The sequence below is a fragment of the Xanthomonas sp. NCPPB 2864 genome, from assembly GCF_056675615.1.
Map to the genome: position 1 here is coordinate 1 of NZ_JBWWVS010000008.1, position 23419 is coordinate 23419.

At 66.1% G+C, this 23419-nt stretch carries 18 protein-coding genes and 1 other RNA gene; 12 read left to right on the forward strand and 7 right to left on the reverse strand.

From position 1 onward, the window contains the following. Positions 1–298 precede the first annotated feature (298 nt). Complete coding sequence (locus AC1KVE_RS15825; protein ID WP_481093068.1) at positions 299–2110, reverse strand: monovalent cation:proton antiporter-2 (CPA2) family protein; 1812 nt, start codon at positions 2108–2110, stop codon at positions 299–301. Between the two features lie 548 nt (positions 2111–2658). Here AC1KVE_RS15825 and mgtE point away from each other — a divergent pair. The 9 genes from mgtE to AC1KVE_RS15870 all read left to right on the forward strand — a co-directional run bounded on the left by mgtE (position 2659) and on the right by AC1KVE_RS15870 (position 14995). Beyond that, complete coding sequence (gene mgtE, locus AC1KVE_RS15830) at positions 2659–4026, forward strand: magnesium transporter (protein WP_481093069.1); 1368 nt, start codon at positions 2659–2661, stop codon at positions 4024–4026. A gap of 259 nt (positions 4027–4285) precedes the next feature. After that, positions 4286–6994: a bifunctional acetate--CoA ligase family protein/GNAT family N-acetyltransferase gene (locus AC1KVE_RS15835; RefSeq protein WP_039521122.1), complete on the forward strand. Its 2709-nt coding sequence runs from the start codon at positions 4286–4288 to the stop codon at positions 6992–6994. 106 nt (positions 6995–7100) lie between these two features. Further along, positions 7101–8141, forward strand: a complete 1041-nt coding sequence (locus AC1KVE_RS15840; protein ID WP_102252509.1) for a DUF475 domain-containing protein — start codon at positions 7101–7103, stop codon at positions 8139–8141. A 1206-nt stretch (positions 8142–9347) separates the two neighbouring features. Then, positions 9348–11846: a ribonucleoside-diphosphate reductase subunit alpha gene (locus tag AC1KVE_RS15845; RefSeq protein WP_046345023.1), complete on the forward strand. Its 2499-nt coding sequence runs from the start codon at positions 9348–9350 to the stop codon at positions 11844–11846. Between the two features lie 185 nt (positions 11847–12031). Continuing rightward, positions 12032–13075, forward strand: a complete 1044-nt coding sequence (locus AC1KVE_RS15850) for a ribonucleotide-diphosphate reductase subunit beta (RefSeq protein WP_046345022.1) — start codon at positions 12032–12034, stop codon at positions 13073–13075. Positions 13076–13275: 200 nt separating this feature from the next. Further along, positions 13276–13761 (forward strand): flavodoxin, encoded by a 486-nt coding sequence (locus tag AC1KVE_RS15855; RefSeq protein ID WP_039521114.1) that lies wholly within the window; start codon positions 13276–13278, stop codon positions 13759–13761. Beyond that, positions 13733–14059, forward strand: a complete 327-nt coding sequence (locus AC1KVE_RS15860) for a thioredoxin family protein (protein ID WP_024940689.1) — start codon at positions 13733–13735, stop codon at positions 14057–14059. Before AC1KVE_RS15855 ends, AC1KVE_RS15860 begins: the two co-directional genes overlap by 29 nt. A 40-nt stretch (positions 14060–14099) precedes the next feature. Further along, positions 14100–14552, forward strand: a complete 453-nt coding sequence (locus AC1KVE_RS15865; RefSeq protein ID WP_167764360.1) for a hypothetical protein — start codon at positions 14100–14102, stop codon at positions 14550–14552. A 38-nt stretch (positions 14553–14590) separates the two neighbouring features. Next, complete coding sequence (locus AC1KVE_RS15870; RefSeq protein ID WP_054591206.1) at positions 14591–14995, forward strand: acyl-CoA thioesterase; 405 nt, start codon at positions 14591–14593, stop codon at positions 14993–14995. 6 nt (positions 14996–15001) lie between these two features. On the opposite strand, the gene AC1KVE_RS15875 is transcribed toward AC1KVE_RS15870, so the two are convergent. The 4 genes from AC1KVE_RS15875 to AC1KVE_RS15890 form a co-directional block, all read right to left on the reverse strand. Next, positions 15002–15517: a hypothetical protein gene (locus tag AC1KVE_RS15875; protein ID WP_024940686.1), complete on the reverse strand. Its 516-nt coding sequence runs from the start codon at positions 15515–15517 to the stop codon at positions 15002–15004. A gap of 383 nt (positions 15518–15900) precedes the next feature. Beyond that, positions 15901–16848, reverse strand: coding sequence for a 2-dehydropantoate 2-reductase (gene panE / locus AC1KVE_RS15880; RefSeq protein ID WP_481093070.1), 948 nt, complete (start codon positions 16846–16848; stop codon positions 15901–15903). A gap of 5 nt (positions 16849–16853) precedes the next feature. Then, positions 16854–17657 (reverse strand): ABC transporter permease, encoded by an 804-nt coding sequence (locus AC1KVE_RS15885; RefSeq protein WP_046345017.1) that lies wholly within the window; start codon positions 17655–17657, stop codon positions 16854–16856. Further along, positions 17654–18670, reverse strand: coding sequence for an ABC transporter ATP-binding protein (locus tag AC1KVE_RS15890; RefSeq protein ID WP_481093071.1), 1017 nt, complete (start codon positions 18668–18670; stop codon positions 17654–17656). The genes AC1KVE_RS15885 and AC1KVE_RS15890 overlap by 4 nt, the downstream gene beginning before the upstream one ends. Positions 18671–18705: 35 nt before the next feature. On the opposite strand from AC1KVE_RS15890, the gene AC1KVE_RS15895 reads away from it, so the two are divergent. Next, positions 18706–19533 (forward strand): ferredoxin--NADP reductase, encoded by an 828-nt coding sequence (locus AC1KVE_RS15895; protein ID WP_180969804.1) that lies wholly within the window; start codon positions 18706–18708, stop codon positions 19531–19533. Between the two features lie 260 nt (positions 19534–19793). On the opposite strand, the gene dmeF is transcribed toward AC1KVE_RS15895, so the two are convergent. Beyond that, the gene (gene dmeF / locus AC1KVE_RS15900; RefSeq protein WP_481093072.1) at positions 19794–20768 is read right to left on the reverse strand and encodes a CDF family Co(II)/Ni(II) efflux transporter DmeF; all 975 of its coding nucleotides are present in this window, start codon (positions 20766–20768) and stop codon (positions 19794–19796) included. A 65-nt stretch (positions 20769–20833) separates the two neighbouring features. Here dmeF and AC1KVE_RS15905 point away from each other — a divergent pair, with 65 nt between their 5' ends. Further along, complete coding sequence (locus tag AC1KVE_RS15905) at positions 20834–21106, forward strand: metal/formaldehyde-sensitive transcriptional repressor (RefSeq protein WP_039514053.1); 273 nt, start codon at positions 20834–20836, stop codon at positions 21104–21106. Positions 21107–21168: 62 nt separating this feature from the next. Next, a non-coding RNA gene (locus tag AC1KVE_RS15910) (sX9 sRNA) lies at positions 21169–21243 on the forward strand. 282 nt (positions 21244–21525) lie between these two features. On the opposite strand, the gene AC1KVE_RS15915 is transcribed toward AC1KVE_RS15910, so the two are convergent. Continuing rightward, positions 21526–23091 (reverse strand): GH39 family glycosyl hydrolase, encoded by a 1566-nt coding sequence (locus tag AC1KVE_RS15915; RefSeq protein ID WP_481093073.1) that lies wholly within the window; start codon positions 23089–23091, stop codon positions 21526–21528. Between the last annotated feature and the right edge of the window lie 328 nt (positions 23092–23419).

The window sequence follows — 23419 nt, forward strand, 5'->3', positions numbered from 1 at the left end:
ACCCCCCCCCCCCCCCGCCCGCCCCCCCGCCCCCCCCCCCCCCCCCCCCCCGGGGCCCCCCCCCCCCCACGCTCCTACGAACGGCGAAGTGATTGTGGGTGGTTGGTGGGGGCTCGTCATCACATCGGCGTATGACTTGGACGCAATCGGCCGCTCGCGTGCAGGTCGTCGCCGAGGCAGCGACGGCGCCGTTACCGTTGACGAACGATGCACCACATCCACGTAGGAGCGTGGCGGCGCGCGACGAGGCTTTATCGGTAACGCCCGGGTCGCGCGCAGGCACGCTCCTACGAGGGGCTCAGCGATCCTGTGTGGTAGGCGCGGGCTCGCCGTCCACATCGGCCTTGACGTCGGCTTCGAACAGATTCATCAGATCGGCGCGTGCGTCGCGCGAGGTCTGTATCACCTTGGCTTCGTCGTCGTAGACCAGGTGCTGGCGATGCAGCAACTCTTCGTCGTGCTGGCGGAAGCGTTTGACGTGATCCTTGGCAACCGCCTCGCCCAGGCCGAGCGAGGTCAGCACGCGTTCGCTCAGTTCCAGGCTGGAGGCGAACACCTCGCGGAACGGTTCGGCGCCCAGGTCCATCAGTTTCCAGGCGTGCTGGCGATTGCGTGCACGGGCCAGCACCGTGGCCTGCGGGTACAGGCGGCGGATCAGCCGCACCGTCTTGATGTTGGTGTCCGGGTCGTCCACCGCGATCACGAACACCTTGATGCGGTCGGCGCCGGCGGCGCGCAGCAGTTCCGGTCGCGTGGGGTCGCCGTAGTACAGCTGGCTGCCGAAGCGGCGCAGATCTTCCACGGTGTCCGGGTTGTGTTCCAGGGCCACGAACGGCACATGCCGCGCGGTGAGCAGGCGCGCGACCACCTGACCGAAGCGGCCCATGCCGGCGACCAGCACCTTGGGCGTCTGCGCATCGATGGTGTCGAACGGGCGGTCGGACTTGGGCGCATGCAGCCGCAGCGGCCCGTTGAGGATGCGCTGCATGCCCAGCAGCAACAGCGGGGTCAGCGCCATCGACATGCCGACGACGGCCACCAGCCGGTCGTGGTTGGCGCGCTCCAGCAAGCCGACCCGATCGGCCTCGTTGAACACCACGAAGGCGAATTCGCCACCCAGCCACAACACGCTGCCCAGCATCAGGCTGCTGCGCAGCGGCAACTTCGCCACGCTGCCGATGCCGACCAGCAGCGAGAACTTGACCACCAGCAGGATCGCCACGCCGCCGGCGATCAGGCCTGGCTCGGCGACCACCCGGTTCAGATCGATGCCCATGCCGACCGAGATGAAGAACAGCCCCAGCAGCAATCCTTCGAACGGCTCGATCTGCGATTCGAGCTCATGGCGGAATTCCGAATCGGCCAGCAGCACGCCGGCGATGAAGGCGCCCAGGCTGGCGCTCAATCCGGCTTCCTGCATGATCCAGGCGGTGCCCAGCACCACCAGCAGGGCGCTGGCGGTGAACACTTCCGGCATGCGCGTGCGCGCCACCACGTTGAACAGATGGCGCAGCACGAAGCGCCCGCACAGGATCACCAGCGCCAGTGCCGCGACCGCCTTGGCCACGTCGGGCCATGCCAGCGTGGCGTTCTTGCTGCCGCCGAGCAGCGGAATGGCCGCCAGCAACGGAATGGCGATCAGATCCTGGAACAGCAGGATGGCGAACGCCAGGCGCCCGTAGTCGCTATTGAGCGCCTTGCGCTCGGCCAGCAGCTGCAGGCCCACTGCGGTGGACGACAACGCCAGCGCCACGCCGACGATCAACGCGCTCTTCCAGCCCAGGTTGCCGAGCATCAGCAGACCGCCCAGGATCAGCGTGGTCACCACCACCTGGGTGGCGCCGGCACCGAACACCGAATGACGCATCACCTTCAGGCGGGCCGGCGACAGTTCCAGGCCGATCACGAACAGCAGCATCACCACGCCGATCTCGGCCGCGCCGCTGATGCGCTCGGCATCCTGCACCACGCCCACGCCATCGGGCCCGAGCACCACACCGGCGACCAGATAGGCCAACACCGCGCCCAGGCCGAAGCGCTTGAACACCGGCACCGCCACGATGGCGGCCAGCATCAGCACCAGAGCCAGTTCCAGACCACCGCTATGCATGCACGTTCTCCGTTGAGGTTCGCATTATGCCGCCCGCGGTCGGCTGCTGGCCTGGATCGGCGTGCGCTGCGTGCAACTGTGTGGATTGGCGGTGTGCTCTGGTCCGGTGATGCAAGCCGGCAGCACCACATCGCGGGCAGCAATGCGCCACGTCGTCCGCATGACTGAGCCGCATGTCGCCACGTCGTTCCGCATTGCATGCGTGCACGCAGCCGCCGTTGCAGGCAATGACCCACGGTCCTGGTCGGTCGCGCACGGCTGGTCGTCGGGTGCAGTGCAGGCGCTTGTCGACATGACAGGCCCGGCGTTGTGGCGTCCGCCTGGACGCCCGCTGAGCATGGCCTGCGCAGGGCATTGACCAAGCGGGCGCAGGCGCGCAGACTGCGCCGCGCTGCCGCCCGGATCACCGGCCGGTACGCACTTTTCGGAGCCCTTACTCATGTCCAGCGACAGTCACCCTAGACCCGGGTCGATGACCCAGCTGGCGCACGCCTGAGGCTCAGGTTCGCCGGCTGTCATCGACGACGGTCGTCACCAGGCGAACCACCATGTACAACGAAACCCTGCGCCTTGCCCAAGGCGTCGATGCCTTGATCGCACCCATCGCCGACTTCAACACGGCCGATGCGGTGGAATACCTCAACACCCTCGACCGCGACGAGGCCGCACAGGTGCTGGCCGCGCTGCCGCAGCCGCGTGCGGTGAAATTGCTCGAACAGCCCGAGCTGCATGCCGCCAGCGCGCTGGTCGCGTTGCTGCCGGCCGAGCAGGCCGCCTCCCTGCTCGGGCAGATGGCCGACGACCGCGCCACCGACATCTTCCATGGCCTGGATGCCGAGCAGCGCCAGCCGCTGCTGTGGCTGCTCAGTGCCGAGGCGCGGCTGTCGATCCAGGCGTTGATGCGCTACCCGCCCAATACCGCCGGCGCGCTGATGACCACCGAGTTCGTGGCGGTGCCGGCCGACTGGACGGTGGGCCGCACGCTGCAGCACATCCGCGAGGTGGAGCGCAGCCGCGAGACGGTCTATGCGATCTATCTGCTCGACCCGCACAGCCGCGTGCTGACCCAGGTGGTCACCATGCGCCGGCTGATCACCGGCGCGCCGGTGGCGCCGATCCTGGACGTGGCGCAGGTCAACCCGCCGGTCACGGTGGACCCGGCACTGGACCAGGAAGAAGTCGCCCGCCTGATCCGCCGCCACGACCTGCTGGCGATCCCGGTGGTGGATGCGCACGGCCATGTGCTCGGCATCGTCACCGTGGACGATGTGCTGGACGCATTGATCGCCGAATCCACCGAGGACGTGCACAAGTTCGGCGGCATGGAAGCGCTGGACAAGCCCTACATGCAGATCGGCTTCGGCCAGATGATCAAGAAGCGCGCCGGTTGGCTGAGCGTGCTGTTCCTGGGCGAAATGCTCACCGCCAGCGCGATGCAGCACTTCGAGGACGAGCTGTCCAAGGCGGTGGTGCTGACCCTGTTCATTCCGCTGATCATGAGCTCGGGCGGCAACTCCGGCTCGCAGGCCACCTCGCTGCTGATCCGCTCGCTGGCACTGCGCGAGCTGCGCCTGGGCGACTGGTGGAAGGTGGCGCTGCGCGAGCTGCCGACCGGGCTCACCCTGGGCACCATCCTGGGCCTCCTGGCGATCGTGCGCATCACCATCTGGCAGACCGCCGGCCTGTACGACTACGGCCCGCACTGGCAGATGGTGGCGCTGACCATCGGCGCGGCGCTGATCGGCATCGTCACCTTCGGCTCGCTGTCCGGCTCGATGCTGCCGTTCGTGCTGCAACGGCTCGGCTTCGACCCGGCCAGCGCCTCGGCGCCGTTCGTGGCCACGCTGGTGGATGTCACCGGGCTGGTGATCTATTTCAGCATTGCCGCGGCGATCTTGAGTGGCACGCTGTTGTAATCGGTTGCCTTGGAGGCCTGGCGAGCAGTCGCCAGGCCTCTATCCATGCCGGACGTGTCTCGACTGACCGGAAGGGTGAATGCCTGCGTCCTTGGCGCATCAGGTGCATCGGCCTGGCGCATCGCCGACTCTAGCGATGCCTCTGCACCCCGGTAAGGGTGGTGACCCCGGCGTGACACACTCATGGTGCACAGCGCGCCGATGCCTGGATCCATCAGTGCGTGTACCGTAGCGCGATGGCATTGTTCTCTTCCGCACGATGAGTACCTACCACCTGCAGCAGGTCTTTCGTCCCACCACCGTGGCGGTGGTCGGCGGCAGTCCGCGCGATCGCTCGGCCGGGCGGGCGGTGGTGCGCAACCTGCGCGCGGCCGGGTTTCCCGGGCAGATCGGCTGGGTGAGCCCGCGTTACAGCGAGATCGATGGCGTGCGTACGGTGGCGCGGCTGACCGATCTGCCCTGGGTGCCGGACCTGGTGGTGATCACCGCGCCGGCGCGCATTGTGCCGCGCATCGTGTCGATCGCGGCGCGGCGCGGAGTGGCTGCGGCGATCATCCTCACCGCCGGGCTGGGCAGCGGCCCCGGCTCGCCGGCCGCGCGCATGGAGGCGGCCGCGCGCGCCAAGGGCATGCGCATCCTCGGCCCGCACTGCCTGGGCGTGATCGCCCCGCATGCGCGGCTCAATGCCAGCATCGCCGCGCATTGCCCGCAGGCCGGCGACCTGGCGCTGATCTCCGAATCCAGCGCGATTGCCGCAGCCTTGGTGGAATGGGGCGTGGCGCGCTCGGTGGGGTTCTCGGCGGTGGTGTCGCTGGGCGATACGCTGGATGTGGATTTCGGCGATCTGCTCGACTACTTCGCCACCGACTACCGCACCCGCGCGATCCTGCTGTATGTCGAACGCATCGGCGATGCGCGCAAGTTCATGTCGGCTGCACGCGCCGCCGCGCGCGCCAAGCCGGTGGTGGTGGTCAAGTCCGGGCGCCAGTTCCGCATCAATCCCAATGCCGACACCCACGCGCAGGCGCTGGCCGGCTCGGACGCGGTGTACGGCGCGGCATTCGCACGTGCCGGCCTGCTGCGGGTGGGCGCGCTGGACGAATTGTTCGCCGCCGCCGAAACCCTGGGCCGGCTCGGCAGTTTTCCCGGCCGGCGGCTGGCCATTCTCAGCAACGGCGGCGGGGTGGGGCAGCTGGCGGTGGACCAGCTGGTGCTGCGCGGCGGCACCCTGGCCGAGCTGTCGGCCAAAACGCTGGAGCGGCTGGATCAGTCGCTGCCGCAGGGCTGGTCGCGCAGCAATCCGGTCGACATCATCGTCGATGCCGACGGGCCGCGTTATGCGGCGGCGATCGAAGCCCTGCTGGACGACCCGGAGAACGACGCGCTGCTGGTGGTCAACGTGCCCACCGCGTTCACCTCCTCGGCCGATGCGGCCAAGGCGCTGACCCGCGCGCTGGACCAACGCAACCGCTACCAGCGCGAAAAGCCGGTGTTCGCGGTGTGGCTGGGCCAGGACGATGCGGCAATCGCCGCGCTCAATGCCGCGCGCGTGCCCACCTATGCGACCGAATCGGACGCGGTGCGCGGCTTCACCCACCTGGTGCGCTACCGCGAGGCGCAGGCGGCGTTGATGGAGACCCCGCCCAGCCTGCCGGAAGATTTCGTAGTGGATGCCGGCATCGCCCGGGCGGTGGTCGACGACGCCCTGGCCGCCGGTCGGCGCTGGCTGGACCCGGTCGCCACCAACCGCCTGCTGGCCGCCTACGGCATCCCGATCGTGCCGCTGCAGGTGGCCGCCACCGCCAACGAGGCCGCATTGCTGGCCGACCCGTTACTGGCCGTCGGCCGCACGGTGACCTTGAAGGTGCTGTCCAGCGACATCGCGCACAAGTCCGATGTGGATGGCGTGCGCCTGAACCTGTCCAGCGTGGCGGCGGTGCGCGAAGCGGCGACCGGCATCCTGGCGCGTGCGCGCGCCGCGCACCCCAATGCGCTGATCGAAGGAGTGATCGTGCAGCCCACCGTGCTGCGGCCCAAGGCGCGCGAACTGATCGCCGGGATCGCCGACGACCCGGTGTTCGGCCCGGCGATCGTGTTCGGGCGCGGCGGCACCGCGGTGGAAGTGATCAACGACCGCGAGCTGGCGTTGCCGCCGCTGGATTTGCGCCTGGCCCACGAGCTGATCGGGCGCACCCGGGTGTCGCGTATCCTCAAGGCCTACCGCGACGTGCCGGCCGCCGACGAGCGCGCGGTGGCGCTGGTGCTGGTCAAGCTGGCGCAGCTGGCCGCCGACATCCCCGAGATCACCGAGCTGGACATCAACCCGCTGCTGGCCGACCGCGACGGCGTGATCGCGCTGGACGCGCGCGTGGCGGTGGCGCCGGCGCGCAAGCTGCACAAGGGCCGCGGCCATCCACGCTTTGCGATCTTCCCGTACCCGAAGGAATGGGAGCGCCAGATCGGGCTGGGCGATGGCACGCATGCGCTGGTGCGCCCGGTGCGCCCGGAGGACGACGCGCTGTTCCGCGCGTTCTTCGCACGGGTCACCGACGAAGACCTGCGGCTGCGCTTCTTCCAGTCGGTCAAGCATTTCAGCCACGAATTCATCGCGCGGCTGACCCAGCTCGATTACGCGCGCTCGATCGCGCTGGTGGCCATCGACCCCAAGACCGGCGACATGCTCGGCGCGGTGCGGCTGCATGCCGACGCCGACTACGAGCGCGGCGAATACGGCATCCTGATCCGCTCCGACCTCAAGGGCCACGGCATCGGCTGGCAGCTGATGCGCATCATGATCGAGTACGCGCGCTGGCTGGGCCTGAAGCAGATCGAAGGCCAGGTGCTGCGCGAGAACCGCACCATGCTGGCAATGTGCCAGAGCCTGGGCTTCGGGGTCCGCCCGGATCCGGACGATGCGACCCTGATGGCGGTGACACTCCCTATAATGGGCGAGCCACGCCCGGCCTGACCCTGCGTCACGCCGCGGTCCCCCATCCTCCACCGCATGCCGGATCTGCCGGGCCTCACCCTGGCCGGTTGCTTCGGCTGTCGTCTCGGCCCGCCTGGGAGTGTCAATGTTTCGCGAGTTCAGAATGTCGTTGTTAGTCGCCGCCGTCTGCCTGGGCGTTGCCGCCTGGTGGGGCCACACCACCGCAATGGGACTGTGGCAGGCGCTGTGGCTGTGCCTGGTGCTGAGCGTGCTGGAGGTGTCGTTGTCGTTCGACAACGCGGTGGTCAACGCTGGCGTGCTCAAGCACATGAACGCGTTCTGGCAGAAGCTGTTCCTCACCGTCGGCATCCTGATCGCGGTGTTCGGCATGCGCCTGGTGTTTCCGATCGTGATCGTGTCGGTGGCTACCGGCATGGGCCTGGTGCCGGTGATGCAGATGGCGCTGAAGGAGCCGGACCGCTACAGCCAGGTGCTGACCGACAACTACCCGTCCATTGCCGCCTTCGGTGGCATGTTCCTGTTGCTGGTATTCCTGAACTTCCTGTTCGACCAGGAGCGCAAGCTGCACTGGCTCGGCCCGGTGGAACGGCTGGTCGGCAAGCTGGGCAAGGCCGATGCGATGTCGGTGATCGTGGCGGTGACGGTGCTGCTGTGCACCAAGCTGTTCCTGCCCGAGGCCATCTTCCAGAGCGTGCTGTTCGCCGGCCTGGGCGGCATCCTGCTGTACCTGCTGGTCGGCAGCGTGGATGCCTTGTTCGAGTCCGAAGAGAGCGAAGACGGCATGGGCCCGGCCAAGCGCTCGGGCATTGCCGCCTTCCTGTACCTGGAAGTGCTGGACGCCTCGTTCTCGTTCGACGGGGTGATCGGCGCGTTCGCCATCACCCGCGATGTGGTCATCATCATGCTGGGCCTGGCGATCGGTGCGATGTTCGTGCGTTCGATGACGGTCTATCTGGTGCACAAGGGCACGCTGGACGAATTCGTGTTCCTGGAGCACGGCGCCCATTACGCCATCGGCGTGCTGGCGATCATCATGCTGGTCGGCACCGTGTACCACGTGCCGGAAGTGCTGACCGGCCTGATCGGCGTGGCCTTCATCGCCGCCTCGGTGTGGTCGTCGATCCGCTACCGCAAGCGCCACCACATCGGCCCGACCGAGATCTGAGGCCGCGCAAGGCGTCACGCCATCCACTCAGCGCCTTTGTGGCCATCTGTGGCTTGGCTGCAGGGCCCTTGCCCGCCCACCCTCGCAGGACACGCCGCAAGTACGTCCTTGTAGGCTCTTACGCGGCATCCATGCCGCGTAAGGTCCCGCGACGGTGGGCGGGCAAGGACCAGTCGAGCTGGTCGGCGCGCATGGTTTTCAGCAAAGCGGCCGGCAACCGGTGCGTTGTCCTCGCCAGGCTCTCGACACTGTGAATTTGCTGCAGGGCCCTTGCCCGCCCCTCGCGGGACACGCCGCAAGTACGTCCATGTAGGCTCTTACGCGGCATCCATGCCGCGTAAGGTCCCGCGACGGTGGGCGGACAAGGACCAGTTGAGTTGGCCGGCGCGCACGGTTTTCAACAAAGCAGCCGGCAACTGTCTTGCGCGGTGTCCTCGCCGATTGCGGGACCGTGTGGAGTCATGGATGCCGCCAGCGAGCTCCCAGGGACGGGTTCACGGCGTATCCCGCGAGCGGTGAGGGCGCCGCGCCCTCGACCCGATGTCGGCAGCGGCGAGTTCCTCCCATTGCCGGTGTCAGGGCAGGCCCCCCAGGCGTGCGGTGCCACCTGAGGCAGTCACGGCCAACCGTGACCGGCTTCAGTCTCGATGGGTGTCGCAGCCAACCCAACCGGACCCAACTGATCGACAGAATTACCGGTTTGGGCCTTGACTGCGCAGTCCAATTGGACGGGTTCGCAGCCTCGCGCCGACCGTTCGTCAGACAGTGCTTTGTGCTGTAAGGGTTTTCGGGATTTTCCTACATTTGGTGTTGACCCCTCCGGGGGACCCCACTATCTTGGGGGAGTCGGTGGTTGGTCGCCCCAAGGCGTCCGGACCAGTGAGAGCATGATTTGCAGCAGGTTGCCAATCAAACGCCTCTCCGCGGCGGCAGCAACGAACGATCACAGCCATCCGGGCGTCGCCTGGAGCAGGCGGCGTGGTCTCGTTGCGCCGCGGTTGTTTCGCCACCGACCACTGCGCGACAGCACACCGCGCGGTGGCGGCCGTGGAATCTCCGGGAAGGAGATGGCTGGTGAAGGCGATGCCGCCGCAGACCGTGGGTCTTGCGTGCTGGTCGTCGCGCACCGCCATCGCTGTCCAGGGAATCCGGATCCGGCCGCAACCCGTCCCCAGCCGGGTTCGTGTGCCTACGCATGGAGGACGCATGACCACCAACGACACCCTTGCCGCGATCGCCACCGGTACCGCAACACCCACCAGCGTTCCTGCCAGTGTCAGCGCGCCCGGTTGCGGCGCGCCGGAATTGACCGACCCGTCGGACATCGTGCCGCCTCCCCGCCAAGCCATTGCAATGCACGCACAGACCATCGAAGAACAAGCCGTCGCCACCTGGATCACCAAGGAAGCCGGCAACCGTCGGATTCCGTTCGAGCCGGAGCGCCTGGAGCGCGCCATTGACCAGATCCATGCCGAATTCCCGCAGCTGGACGTGGCCGACTACAAGCGCTCGGTGTTTGGCTTCGTCGACCGCAAGGACAGCGTCAACGCTGACGACCTGGTCGACCACCTGATCCGCGAGGCCGAGGCCCGCGTCGATCTGACCACCCCGGAGTGGGAGCACTTTGCCGCGCGCCTGTACCTGCGCCGCCTGTACAAGCGCGCCAGCCGCAACCGTTTCTACGACGCCAGCCAGAAGTACGGCTCGTTCGTCGGCCTGCAGGAGAGCCTGGCCGACCGCAATGTCTATTCCAACGACATCCTGCGCCGCTATTCCAAGGACGAGCTGATCGAAGCCGGCAAGATGATCGAGCCTGAGCGCGACAAGCTGTTCGCCTACAACGGCCTGTACCTGCTGGCCACGCGTTACCTGGCCACCGACAACTCGCGCGGCGTGTTCGAGCTGCCGCAGGAGCGTTGGCTGACCATCGCGCTGTACCTGATGCAGGACGAGATCGGCAACGGCAAGGGCAGCCGCGAGCGCCGCATGCAGTTGGTCGGCGAGGCCTACTGGGCGCTGTCCAACCTGTACATGACCGTGGCCACCCCGACCCTGGCCAATGCCGGCAAGGTCGGCGGCCAGCTGTCGAGCTGCTTCATCGACACCGTCGACGACAGCCTGCAGGGCATCTACGACTCCAATACCGACGTGGCGCGCGTGTCCAAGCACGGCGGCGGCGTGGGCGCGTACCTGGGCTATGTGCGTTCGTCCGGTTCGGCGATCCGCGGCGTGTCCAATTCCTCCGGCGGCGTGGTGCCGTGGATCAAGCAGCTCAACAACACTGCGGTGTCGGTGGATCAGCTGGGCCAGCGCAAGGGCGCCATCGCGGTCTATCTGGACATCTTCCACCGCGACATCGAGGCGTTCCTGGATCTGCGCCTGAACAACGGCGACCAGCGTCTGCGCGCGCACGACGTGTTCACCTCGGTGTGCATCCCCGACCTGTTCATGGAAGCGGTCGAGCGTCGCGGCGACTGGTACCTGTTCGATCCGCACGAAGTGAAGCGGATCAAGGGCTGGTACCTGCAGGACTTCTACGACGAGAAGAAGGGCGACGCCAACAGCAGCTTCCGTCGCAAGTACGAGGAAGTGGTTGCCGACGAGCGCATCACCCGCAAGACGGTCAAGGCGATCGAGATCTTCAAGCGGATCATGGTCAGCCAGCTGGAAACCGGCAACCCGTTCATGTTCTATCGCGATGAAGTCAATCGCAAGAACCCGAACAAGCACGAGGGCATGGTCTATTCGTCCAACCTGTGCACCGAGATCCTGCAGAACATGAGCCCGACGCGGATGATGCAGGAGATCATCAGCGGCAATCAGATCGTCACCACCAAGAAGGCCGGCGACTTCGTCGTGTGCAACCTGTCCTCGATCAACCTGGGCCGTGCGATCACCGTGCAGGCAGACCAGGCCGATCTGCTGGGCGCCGACGTGCTGGAGCGCTTGATCCCGATCCAGGTGCGCATGCTCGACAACGTGATCGATCTGAATCAGTTGCCGGTGCCGCAGGCCACCATCACCAACCAGAAGTACCGCGCCATCGGCCTGGGCACCTTCGGCTGGCACCATCTGCTGGCGCAGAAGTCCATCCACTGGAATGCCAAGGAAGCCGAGGACTACAGCGACGAGCTGTACGAGCGCATCAACTATCTGACCGTGCAGGCGAGCATGGAGCTGGCCAAGGAAAAGGGCACCTACAGCGTGTTCCGTGGCAGCGACTGGCACACCGGCGAGTACTTTCGTGCGCGCGACTACAACAGCCCGCAGTGGCTGGAGCTGTCCGCGCAGGTGGCCGTCAACGGCGTGCGCAATGCCTGGATGCTGGCGGTTGCGCCGAACATGAGCACCGCGCAGATCGCCGGTTCCACCGCCTCGATCGACCCGATCTACAGCGCGTTCTACTACGAAGAGAAGAAGGACTTCCGTCGTCCGGTCGCCGCTCCGGGCCTGTCGCTGGAAACCTGGCCGTACTACGAAAAGGGCGCCTACAAGGTCGACCAGTTCGCCAGCGTGCGCCAGAACGCGCGTCGCCAGCGGCACGTCGACCAGTCGATCAGCTTCAACTTCTACGTGCCCAGCACCATCCGTGCGAGCACCTTGCTGGACCTGCACATGACCGCCTGGCGCGAAGGCCTGAAGACCACGTACTACGTGCGCTCCAACGACATCGACATCAGCGAATGCGAGTGGTGTTCGAGCTAAAGCGCATGCAGTAGCTAAGCGCATTCGCGCTTCGCTTCCACGGTTCGCGTTGCGAACCGTGGACCCTGCTTCACCAGCTCCCACACCCCCGCGCCCTCGGCGCGCCTCCTGACTCAGGGGGCTTTCCTCCAGATTGATTTGTTGCGCCGCCGTACGCGCGACGCCTGAAACACGAGTAGAAACCCATGTCCGCAACATCGCTTGAGCGCATCAAGATCCTGGAGCCGCGTCACCCGAACCGCTCCACCGCCATCATCAATGGCCAGACGTCCGGCATCCTCAACTGGAACGACATCCCGTACCCGTCCTTCTATCGGGCTTACAAGGAGCTGTCGACCAACTTCTGGATCCCCGACGAAGTGGACATGAAGGGCGACGCGCGCCAGTACAACGAGCTGTCGGCGCGCGAAAAGAACGCCTACGACTCGATCATCGGCCTGCTGGCCACGCTGGATTCGCCGCAGACGCGCTTCATCTACAACGTCGCCGAATACATCACCGACCCGGCCGCGCATGCCAATGCCGCGATCATCGGCCAGCAGGAAGTGATCCATAACGAGAGCTACAGCTACGTGCTGGCCTCGATCACCGGCCTGGCCGATCAGAACCGCGTGTTCGAGATCGCGCGCACGCATCCGACCATCATCAAGCGCAATGCGCCGATCATGGGCGCCTACGAAGACTTCATGCGCGACAAGACGGCCGAAACGCTGATCCGCGCGTTGATCCAGTCCTCGATCCTGGAAGGCATCAACTTCTATTCCGGCTTTGCGTATTTCTACAATCTGGTCCGCCAGAACCGCATGACCGGCACCGGCAAGATCATCAGCTTCATCAACCGCGACGAGCTGGCCCACTCCAAGTTCATCAGCGAGCTGATTCGCGCCATCATCGGCGAGAACCAGGCGCTGCAGGGCGACCAGCTCACCGATTACGTGCACAAGGCCTTCGAGCACGCGATCGACCTGGAAACCCAGTGGACCGCCGAAGTGCTGGACGGCATCGACGGCATCGATGTCGACGAGATGATCCGCTACGTGAAGTACCGCGCCAACAAGATGGCCGGCATGCTCGGCATCGAGAAGCTGTACGAAGGCGCCAACGACAACGTGATGCCGTGGATCAAGGCCTACGCCGACAACTTCACCGAAACCAAGACCGACTTCTTCGAAATGCGCAATGCCTCATACAAGAAGACCAACTCGGATAACGGCTTCGACGATCTGTGAGGAGCCGGGATTAGGTATTCGGGATTTGAGATTCGTCGCAGCCGCATCGATGCGCTTTACGAATCATCAAGATCCGGGATTGGAGAGTGGGTAGGTGGGATTTGCAACAGCAACTTGATGTGCTTTGACGAATCTCCACTTCGACTCTCCAATCCCTGCTTTAGACGAATCCCTAATCACGACTCCCGAATCCCCGCCCCATGAACATCCTGCTCGCACTGGCCTCGTTGAGCGGCAACACGCGCGATGTCGCGCGCAGTGTTGCACTGCGCTGCGAAGCGGCCGGGCATGCGGTGACTTGGGTGGAAACCGATGTGCAGACGCTGGCGCAGGTGCCGCATGCGCCGGGGCAGTACGAGCTGTTTCTGCTCGGTAGCTGGACCGACAACGGCGGCCGTACGCCGGCAGAGATGAAACGCTTCATCGTCGAGTTGGTCGAGACGCTGGGCAAGCCGCCGCGGGTGGCGGTGTTCGGCACCGGCGAAACGCAATGGGGCGAGGACTATTTTTGCGGTGCGGTGCATCGCATCGCCCAGTTCTTCGCCAGCCCGTTTCCACGTTTGACCATCGAACAGATGCCCCACGGCCAGCGCGACGCGCAGGCCATCGCCGCCTGGACCGACGAGGTCCTGGCCCAATGCAAGAACGATCCCCATGATGCAGACCATTACCGTCACGTCGCCTGAGCACTACACCGCCGCCCTGGCCGCGCATCCGCGCCTGCTGGTCGACTATTACAAGGACAATTGCCCGGGCTGCAAGATGCTCGACATGTCGCTGACCAAGTTCGCCGCGAGCGAGGACGCCGCGGGCGTCGCACTGCTCAAGGTGAAGCTGGAAGTGGTTGGCGAGGAGTTCTTTCGCAGTCTGGGCCTGCGGCAGACGCCGACGTTGGCCTTGTTCAAGGACGGTGCGGAAGTGACACGTCTCCCCGGTTTCCAGTCGCCGGCGCAGGTCGAAGCGGCGGTCCGTAGCGGGCTGTGAGCGCGCCGGAAGTCCATCGCAACCGCGCAGGCTTCCGGCGATGAACGCCACCGTCACCATCGTCGCCTGGAGCTTCCTGCTGGCGGGGCTGGGGTTGTTGACCGGTGCGGCGCTGTTGCCCGATCAGGCGCGCTGGATCTTGTTGCTGCTGGGCGTGGCGTTCGGCGGCGTGGGGGGCGGCATCCTCGGTTATCGCGTCTGGCATGCGCGGCGTGCTGCGTGGTTGCGCCGGCATGGCACGGTGGTGGAAGCCCGCTTCGTGTGCGTCGAACGCAATGCGTCCTTGCAGGTCAACGGCGTGCACCCGTTCCGTATCCTTGCCCATCGCCAAGACCGCACGCACAACACCCTGACTGAGTATCGCAGCGACAACCTGTGGATCGATCCGCAGCCGTTTCTGGTCGACGGGCAACCGCTGCGGGTCCTGGTCGATCCACGACGCCCGGCGCGCTACCACATGGACCTGAGCTTCCTGCCGACGCTGCGCAGCTGATCTGGCTGGCTTTCCTTCCTTCTTCCGGTACCGCCTTCATGAGCAGCTCCACCACCGTTGCACCGACCGAGGCCCGCATGGCCGAGATCGTGTTCCCCAACCACACTAACCACATGGGCACGCTGTTCGGTGGGCAGGCGCTGGCATGGATGGACAAGGCCGCTTTCCTGGCCGCCTCGCGCTATGCGCGCCGTGCGGTGGTGACCGCGCGCTCGGACCAGGTGGATTTCAAGCTGCCGATCCGCCAGGGCCAGATGGTGGAAACCATCGCGCGGGTGGTCTCGGTGGGGCGCAGCTCGATCAAGGTGGAAGTGGAACTGATCGCCGAAGACCTGCTCAGCGGCGCACGCGAGCTGTGCACCCGCGGCCACTTCGTGATGATCGCGCTCGGCGACGACGGCAAGCCGACCACGGTGCCGCCGCTGCCCGCTGTCAGCAGCTGACGGCGCTTATTCCTCGACCTCGCGGTCCTCGCGCTTGGTTTCCGCCATCGCCTCGGGCTCCAGCTCTTCGGCGCTGCGATTGAGTTTGACGAATACGCCCCAGGCGATCAGCAACAGCGCCGCGCACAGGCCCACCGCCGCCGCATACGGCAGCTTGGCCGGGTCGTCGTGCATCAGCTCGAAGATCGACACCAGCGTTTCGATCGCCAGCGCAATCACGATCACCACGAAGAACCGCGACAGGTAGCGGCGTACGCGCGTGGGGCCGCTGACCTTGACGTCGCGCAGGATCTCTTCTTCGAAGATGGTCTGGCCCAGCTCCAGCGTCACCAGCGCCACGGTGAGCAGGCCGATCGCCTCCAGCACCACGTTGAAGCGGTCGCGCACCACCATGTCGCCGCCCGGTGTAAAGCCATGCCACAGCTCCAGCCCGGCCATCGCCACCAGACCCGCCGCGCACAGCACGAAAAACGCCAGGATCACGAAATGACCGGCACGGAACAGGTGGCTGAGCGCTTTCATCGGCGGCGACACGGGCAAGGGGGACGCAGAGCATCGTGTGCACCGCGTCGTTGCAGCGCGAAGGCAATGGCAATGCCCATGTCGGCGGTGGCGCGTTGCGGCAGATGTCGCCTTGCAGTGGTCGTGCGTTGACACTGCAACGCACGCGCCCGATCGAAGCAGGCATCAGGAACCGGCTTCTTTGCGAAGACCGCTTCAACGATCAGTGCCGAAAGGGCGCCAATCAGCTGCAACAAGCGTGGAGGTGCCAGAGAGGCGGACGGCGCTACACGAGAAGCCGTCTGCTCCAGGTCGCAGCCCTTCCCCCGCCGGGGAAGGTGCCCGAAGGGCGGATGGGGGTACGGTCGACACGCACTCCTGCCGCACCCCGCACCCCAAAACCCTCAGCTATGCCGCAACACCTGATACGCCTGCAGATGCACATTCGCCGCCATCAGCAGCGGCGCGTTGCGCCCTGTCTCGCGCACCCGCTTCAACATGTCGCCGACGATCTGCGCCGCTTCCACGTCCTGGCCGGCTTCCAGATCGCGCAGCATCGAGGCCTTCAGCGGCGAATCCACCTGCAACAAGGTCTGCAGCGCCTTGGCGCGCGCAGCTTCCGGAATCGGCTGCCCGGCCGCATCGGCAGCCCACAGGCATTCGTTGTACAGGCCGTTGATCAACGCGCGGCCGTCGTCGGTGGCGACGATCGCCCCGACCGGCGCACGCATCAGGCAGGTGGCCGCCGCCAGCGCGGTGAGGAAGCTGTACTTGACCCACTGCTCCTGCGCGATCTGCTCGCTGGCCACATGATCGATGCCGGCCTGCGCGCAGGCCGCCGCAAATGCCTGCACCCGTGCCGATGCGCCGTTGCCATCGCGCTCGCCGAAGGTCATCGCCGCCGGCTTGCCCAGGTGCAGGATTTCGCCGTGCTCGCCCTTGGTCGCGCTGATGAAGCACAACCCACCCAGCACCCGCGCCGCACCGAAACGCTCGTCCAGAGTCGCGTAATGGCGCAGGCCGTTGAGGATCGGCAGCACCGTCGTGTGCTCGCCCACCGCCGGCGCAATCGCCTCGATCGCGCTATCCAGGTCGTAGGCCTTGCAGCTGAGGATCACCAGGTCGAACGGCCGCTGCGCCGCCACCAGGGCCGGCAGGTCCTGCGCGGTGACATGCGCCACCGGCAGATCTGCATCGCCCAGCGGGCTGCGGATGCGCAGGCCATCGGCCTGCAACTGCGCCGCCCGTGCAGCGCGTACCAGAAAGGTCACATCGACCCCGGCCTGCGCCAGGCGTCCGCCGAAATAACCGCCGGTGCCGCCGGCGCCGAGGATGAGGATACGCATCGCCATCGTCATCAGCTCCGCAAACCCACGCCACGGCGCAGCAGCCACAGCGCCAGCGCGCTGAGCACCGCGACAAAGCCCAGCATCAGCGCGTAGGCGACCCAGATCGGCACATCCGAGCTGCCGAGCAGGCCGTAGCGGAACGCGTTGACCATGTAGAAGATCGGGTTGGCGTGGGTGGCCGCTTCGGCCCACGGCGGCAGCAGCTTCACCGAATAGAACACGCCTCCCAGATAGGTCAGCGGGGTCAGGATGAAGGTCGGCACGATCGCCACGTCGTCGAACTTCTTGGCGTACACCGCATTGACGAAGCCGGCCAGCGAGAAGATGGTCGCGCCCAGCAGCACCGTGGTCAGCGTGACCAGCGGATGCGGGATGCGCACCGGGGTGAAGAACATCGCGATGATCAGCACCAACGCGCCGACCATCACCCCGCGCAGCACCGCGCCGGAGACGTAGCCCCACAGGATCACCCAGTTGGGCATCGGGCTGACCAGCAGCTCCTCCACATGCCGGCCGAACTTGGCGCCGAAGAAGCTGGAGGAGATGTTGCCGTAGCTGTTCTGGATCACGCTCATCATCACCAGGCCCGGCACGATGAACTGCATGTACGAGTAGCCGCCCATGTCGCCCACGCGCGAGCCGATCAGCCCGCCGAAGATCAAGAAGTACAGCGTCATGGTGATGGCCGGCGGCACCAGGGTCTGGCCCCAGATGCGCAGGATGCGCTGCACTTCGCGGCGCACGATGGTGCCCAGCGCAGTCCAGTTGCGGCGCGCGTTGGTGGGTTCGGTCACGGTGCGGATCTCGTTCATGGCTGGCCTCCGCTGCGCGGCTGCGCGGGCGGTGTGCCGTTGGGGGCGACGGGCGTGGGGGCGGTGGCCGGTACCGGGGCGTCACCGGTCAGGCGCACGAACAGCTCTTCCAGGCGATTGCTCTTGGTGCGCATCGAGCGCACCCGGATGCCGGCGCTGCCGAGCGTGGCGAATACGCGGTTGAGGTCCATCGCGCGCGGCATGTCCAGGTCCAGCGTGTGGCCATCGATGGCGGTGAGCGTGGTGCCTTCGATCCCCGGCAGTTCGGCCGGCAGGACACCGTCGATATCGAACAGGAAGCCTTCCACGTCCAGCTTGGCCAGCAGTTCGCGCATCGGCCCCTGGGTGACAATCTGGCCGTGGTTGATGATGGCCAGGTTGCGGCACAGGTGCTCGGCTTCTTCCAGGTAATGCGTGGTCAGGATGATGGTGGTGCCGGCGGCGTTGATCTCCTTGAGCACACGCCACATGTCGCGGCGGATCTCGATGTCCACGCCGGCGGTGGGCTCGTCCAGGATCAGCAACCGCGGCTGGGTCATCATGGCGCGGGCGATCATCAGCCGGCGCTTCATGCCGCCGGACAGCGTGCGGCTCATCACCTGGGCTTTTTCCCACAGGTGCGAGCGGCGCAGCTCGGCTTCGGCCAGCGCGGCGGCCTGCTCGCGCGGCATGCCGTAGAAGCCGGCGTAGTTGACCAGGATGTCGAAGGGTTTTTCGAACAGGTTGAAGTTGACCTCCTGCGGGACCAGGCCGATCAGGCGCATCGCATCGCTGCGTTGGCCGACCAGGTCGGTGCCGAACACTTCCACCTGGCCGGCGGACAGGTTCACCAGCGAGCTGATGATGCCGATCAGGGTGGATTTGCCGGCGCCATTGGGGCCGAGCAGGGCGAAGAAATCGCCTGGCGCCACGTCCAGCGAGACGCCCTTGAGCGCCTGGGTGCCGTTGTCGTAGGTCTTGCGCAGATCGCACACACGCAACGCGGGTGCGGTGATCGGAGATGGAGAATTCAAGATATTCCTTCGCGTCAGCGTGACGGCGCAGCGAGTTGCAGGCCGTTATTATAGAAGCCCGCGGGGGCAAGCCCCGATCACAGACTGTCCCAAATACGTTCGTGCCCGTTCAATTCCCCCTCAAGCTTGTCGACCGGCGCATGATTGCGCCCACCGTGGCCCACTGCCAGTTCCTGCGTGACGACGGGCAGCCGCTGGATTTCCAGCCCGGGCAGTTCATCCAGATCCATTTCGATGCCGCCGACGGCACGCCGACCAAGCGCAGCTATTCGCTGGCGACCATCCACGACCATGCGCTCGGACCGGGCGAGGCGGTGGATATCGCGGTGAGCTTCGTGCCCGGCGGCTCGGCCACCGCGCTGTTCGAAGGCCTGCAGATCGGCGACCAGTTGCAGGCCAGCGGGCCCTACGGGCGCTTCTGCCTGCCGCCGGGCGACCACAACCGGCGCTATGTGCTGATCGCCACCGGTACCGGCGTCACCCCGTACCGCTCGATGCTGCCGCTGCTGGCCGAGGCGATCGCCACCCGTGGCGTGCAGGTGCTGCTGCTACAGGGCGCGCGCACGCCGGCCGAGCTGTTGTATGGCGACGACTTCCGCGCGTTTGCCGATGCGCATCCGCAGTTCCGCTACGTGCCGTGTTTTTCGCGCGAGCTGCCCGAGCAGCCGCATGCCGATGTGCGGCACGGTTACGTGCAGCAGCAGCTAGCCGAATGCGTGCCCGACGCGCAGGGCGATATCGCCTACCTGTGCGGCAACCCGGACATGGTGGACAGCTGCATCGAGGCGTTGAAGGCAGCCGGCCTGCCGAACGCGCAGATCCGCCGCGAGAAATACGTCAGCCCGGCTCCGGCGAAAACCTGAGCCAGTCGCACGGTGCCGGGCTGGCTTGCTCGGTACCCGCCGATCGCGCCCGGTGCGCGGGTCCCGACGCGTTCAAGGCCGCTCGACAGCATTGCGATGCTGTCCCGGGCATCCTCCCCGCCCACTGTGCGCTGCTGCAGTCGCATCCTGTGCTCCGGCGCGTGGTGCAACTGGAGCCACTGCTGCTCGGGCTGGCATTCTCGCTGACCGCTTCCGCGCTCACTACTGCAGGGCGCCGAATGCAGCGCGCCGCCGAATCGTCAGGCTGCAGCCCGCATCGCTGGCGGGCGCTGCAGCTCGACGGTGATGTGCACCAGTTCTTCGTGGATCTGCAGGGCAGCGCGGACCAGGTCCGCATCGATGTCGGCTGCCGTGACCAGACTGACGACGCAGGCATAACGATCGCTGCCCACGCGCCAGACATGCAGGTCGCCGATGTCGATGGCATGCGGCAGCTCGGCGATGACCTGCTTCACTTCTTCCACCACCGGCGCATCCATCTCCGCATCCAGCAGCACGCGGCCGGTACTGCGCAGCAGCCCCCACGCCCACACGGTGACCAGCACCGCACCAAGCATGCCCATGATCGGATCCAGCCAGGTCACGCCCCAGTACATGCCGGCGAGCAGCGCGACGATCGCCAGGACCGAGGTCGCCGCGTCGGCCACCACGTGCAGATACGCGGCACGCAAGTTGAGATCGGCATGCCCATCGTGTTGATGACCATGACTATGACCGTCATGCGCGTGGTCGTGGTGATGACTATGCGCATGGCCGTGCGAGTCGCGTAACCACCAGGCGCAGATCAGGTTGACCAGCAGGCCGATGACGGCGATGACGGTGGCTTCCTGGTACTGGATGGGCTTGGGCGAGAACAGCCGTTCCAGCGACTGGAATGCCATCAGGCCGGCCACGCCCAACAGCAGGATGGCGCTGGTATAGCCGCCCAGCACTTCGACCTTCCAGGTGCCGAAGCTGAAACGCAGGTCGTTGGCATTGCGCCGCGCGAAGCGGTAGGCGAACAGTGCCAGCCCCAGCGCCAGTGCGTGCGAGCTCATATGCCAGCCATCGGCGAGCAGGGCCATGGAATTGAGCGTCCAGCCGCCGACAATCTCCACCACCATCATGACCACGGTCAGGATGACGGCCTTGCGGGTGCTGCGCTCGGCGAGCGGGTTGGCACTGGCGAATGTGTGCAACTGCGCGCAATGCGGCGCGGCGTGCGTGATCGACATCGGAAGAGGCTCTGGCTACGATACCCCCCAAGGGTATCTCATATACCCCCAGGGGGTATATGGCAATGGCACATCTGAATCAGGACAAATCCAAACTGCTTGCCCGCGTGCGCAGGATCCGTGGGCAAGTGGAGGGGCTGGAGAAAGCCCTAGCGCAGGACGTGGACTGCACCGCGTTGCTGACGCAGGTGGCGGCGTTTCGTGGCGCTGCGCAGGGCTTGATGGTCGAGCTGCTCAGCGAGCACTTGAAGCACCACGTCGCGGCACCGGAGGCGCTGGGCGAGCGCGAGCTGGCGGTCGACGACATCACCGCCATTCTCAAGACCTATCTCAAGTAAGAGCGGTCATCAAAACGACTGCGCTCACCGTCAGGTGGGCGCGGCCGGTGCTTGGAATGGGCATGTACCGCTCGTGCACTGCGGTTCCTCCGCGCTGTCTGCACCCGCTGGTCACTGCGCGCTACGTTTTGTTTGCCGCTTCAAGTCCTGCACATCGGGTCCAAGCGATCACGCCGATTCGCTTTTCACCTTGTGCGCTGCGCGGACTGAGCGACGGCCCAGCGCGCTGGACCTTGATGATGTCGTGCCTGCAGTGTCCTGCGGCGATGCGCGCGACGTGCCGCAACGCACGCGTGACGCATCCGATGTTGCGAACGATGCATGGTCGGGACATCGCGCCGAACTGCGCGCATCGTTGCGCGCACGCAATCCACCCACAACGCCTCGCCTGATTGCAGTCGCAATGGCGTGTCGGGCGCTCAGCGCGCCGATGGCTCCAGCGTCATCAGCACCACATCGTTGCTGCCCATCGGCACGCGGATCTCCACCACGCCATCGGCGCCGACGCGCACGCGCCGGTCCTGCTCGGGCGTGTCGCGCGTGGCTTGCTGCAACTGCGCCAGCTGCCGCGGCGCCAGGTCCTTGGGCATGCCCATGTCGATGTACAGCGACAGTGGATCGTTGCGCCGGTAGCCGGTCTTGCGCACCTGCAGCCTGTAGTTGCCGGCCGGCACGTGCGCCAGGCGGAAGACCAGCGCTGCGCTGTCGGTGCTCGGCACCTGTTTGGTATAGAACGGGGTATTGCTCACCGCCTGCACCGGCTGCTGCCAATCCCAGGCCAGCGCGGCGATGCGCTGGCCATCCACCGCCGCAAATGCGTGCGCATCGCGCAGCGGAATATCGCGGCCCTTGAGCGCGTTCAAGTACTTGTAGGCAAACCACGCCGGCTTGCGGATGCCCTCGCGATTCATCAGCCCGAAGCCGCCGTGGAAGGGCGTGGGCGGCGGACCGGGTTCTTCGAACAGGTCGGTGTAGGTCCAGTAGCTCATGCCCTGCACCAGGCCTTGCACCTGCTTGAGCTTGGTCAGGATGTAGGGCGCGTTGATGTAGCTGTCGTGGACGAAATCGCGCGGCGTATAGCTGCTGCTCCACTCGGTGAAGTACAGCGGCAGATCCGGAAATGGCGAGGCCTGGATCTGCGCACGCACGCGGCGCACGTCGCCGACGATGGCATCCGGCGATGCCGACAGCTTGACGTCCTGCTTGCCATCTTCATCGAGAAAGCCGCCCTCCACGCCATAGGTATGCGTGGTGACGAAGTCGATCGGCAGTTTGTGCTTGGCAACGAAGGCCAGCAGTTCCGGCACCCAGTCCGCCCCGGCGGTGGACGGGCCACCGACGCGCAGCTGCGGATCGATCGCCTTGATCGTGCGTGCGGTGTTCGCATACAGGTCGAAGTAGGCCTGTTGGTCGGCGTTTTCCCAGAAGTCCTTGAGGTTGGGTTCGTTCCACACCTCGAAGTACCACTGCCGCACCTCGTCGGCACCGTAGCGCGCACGGATGTGGCGCACGTACGCATCGATCAGCTGCGTCCACTTGGCCGGGTCCGGATGCGAGGTGTTGCCCTTCCAGTAAAAGAGCGTCTGTTCGGAGGTCTTCATCGCGGCGGGCGTAAAGCCCAACTCCACGAACGGACGGATGCGCTTGGCCAGCAGCGCATCGTAGAGCTGATCCAGTTTGGTCCAGTCGTAGACGAGCGTGCCGTCGACGTCTTTCACCGTGCCGAGCACGTCATGGAACACGTCGTGGAAGCGGATATAGCGAAACCCCAGCTCCTGCACCGCCGGAACCAGTTGCGCCTGGCTGTCGCTGCGGATCAAGGTGCCCGGAAAGTCCGAGCCGATCGACAGGTCGTAGAACCGGTCGACCGGCCCGGCGGCGCTGGCCAGATCCAGCTCGATCGTGCGAGGCGCCGCCTCCTGCGCCATGGCAGAGCTCGCCATGCAGCCGCTCAGTGCAATTGCCCACCAGATCTTCAGACGCATCACCGCTCCCGCCAATGTTCGATCGCGGAGCGTAACCCAGCTCCGGCCCGGTGCTGCGGACGGGCGTGCTTGGTCTTCCTGCTGCCAGCGTTGCGTGGCGATGGGCAGGGATTGCACGCGGTCGAGTGTGTAAAGGGTGCTTGACAGCCGGCCGCGCCCGGCGCATCGTGCCTGTCAAGTTGACTTGACAGGCGAAGGGAATGCGTCAGCAGCATCGGCAATGGGAGTGCATACCGGCGTGGTCGGCGCAGCGGTCGCTGCGCAGCGATACCGGGATGGAGGGCACTGACCTGCCAGTGCGTCCATCGGACCGCGCGAGGCAACGCGC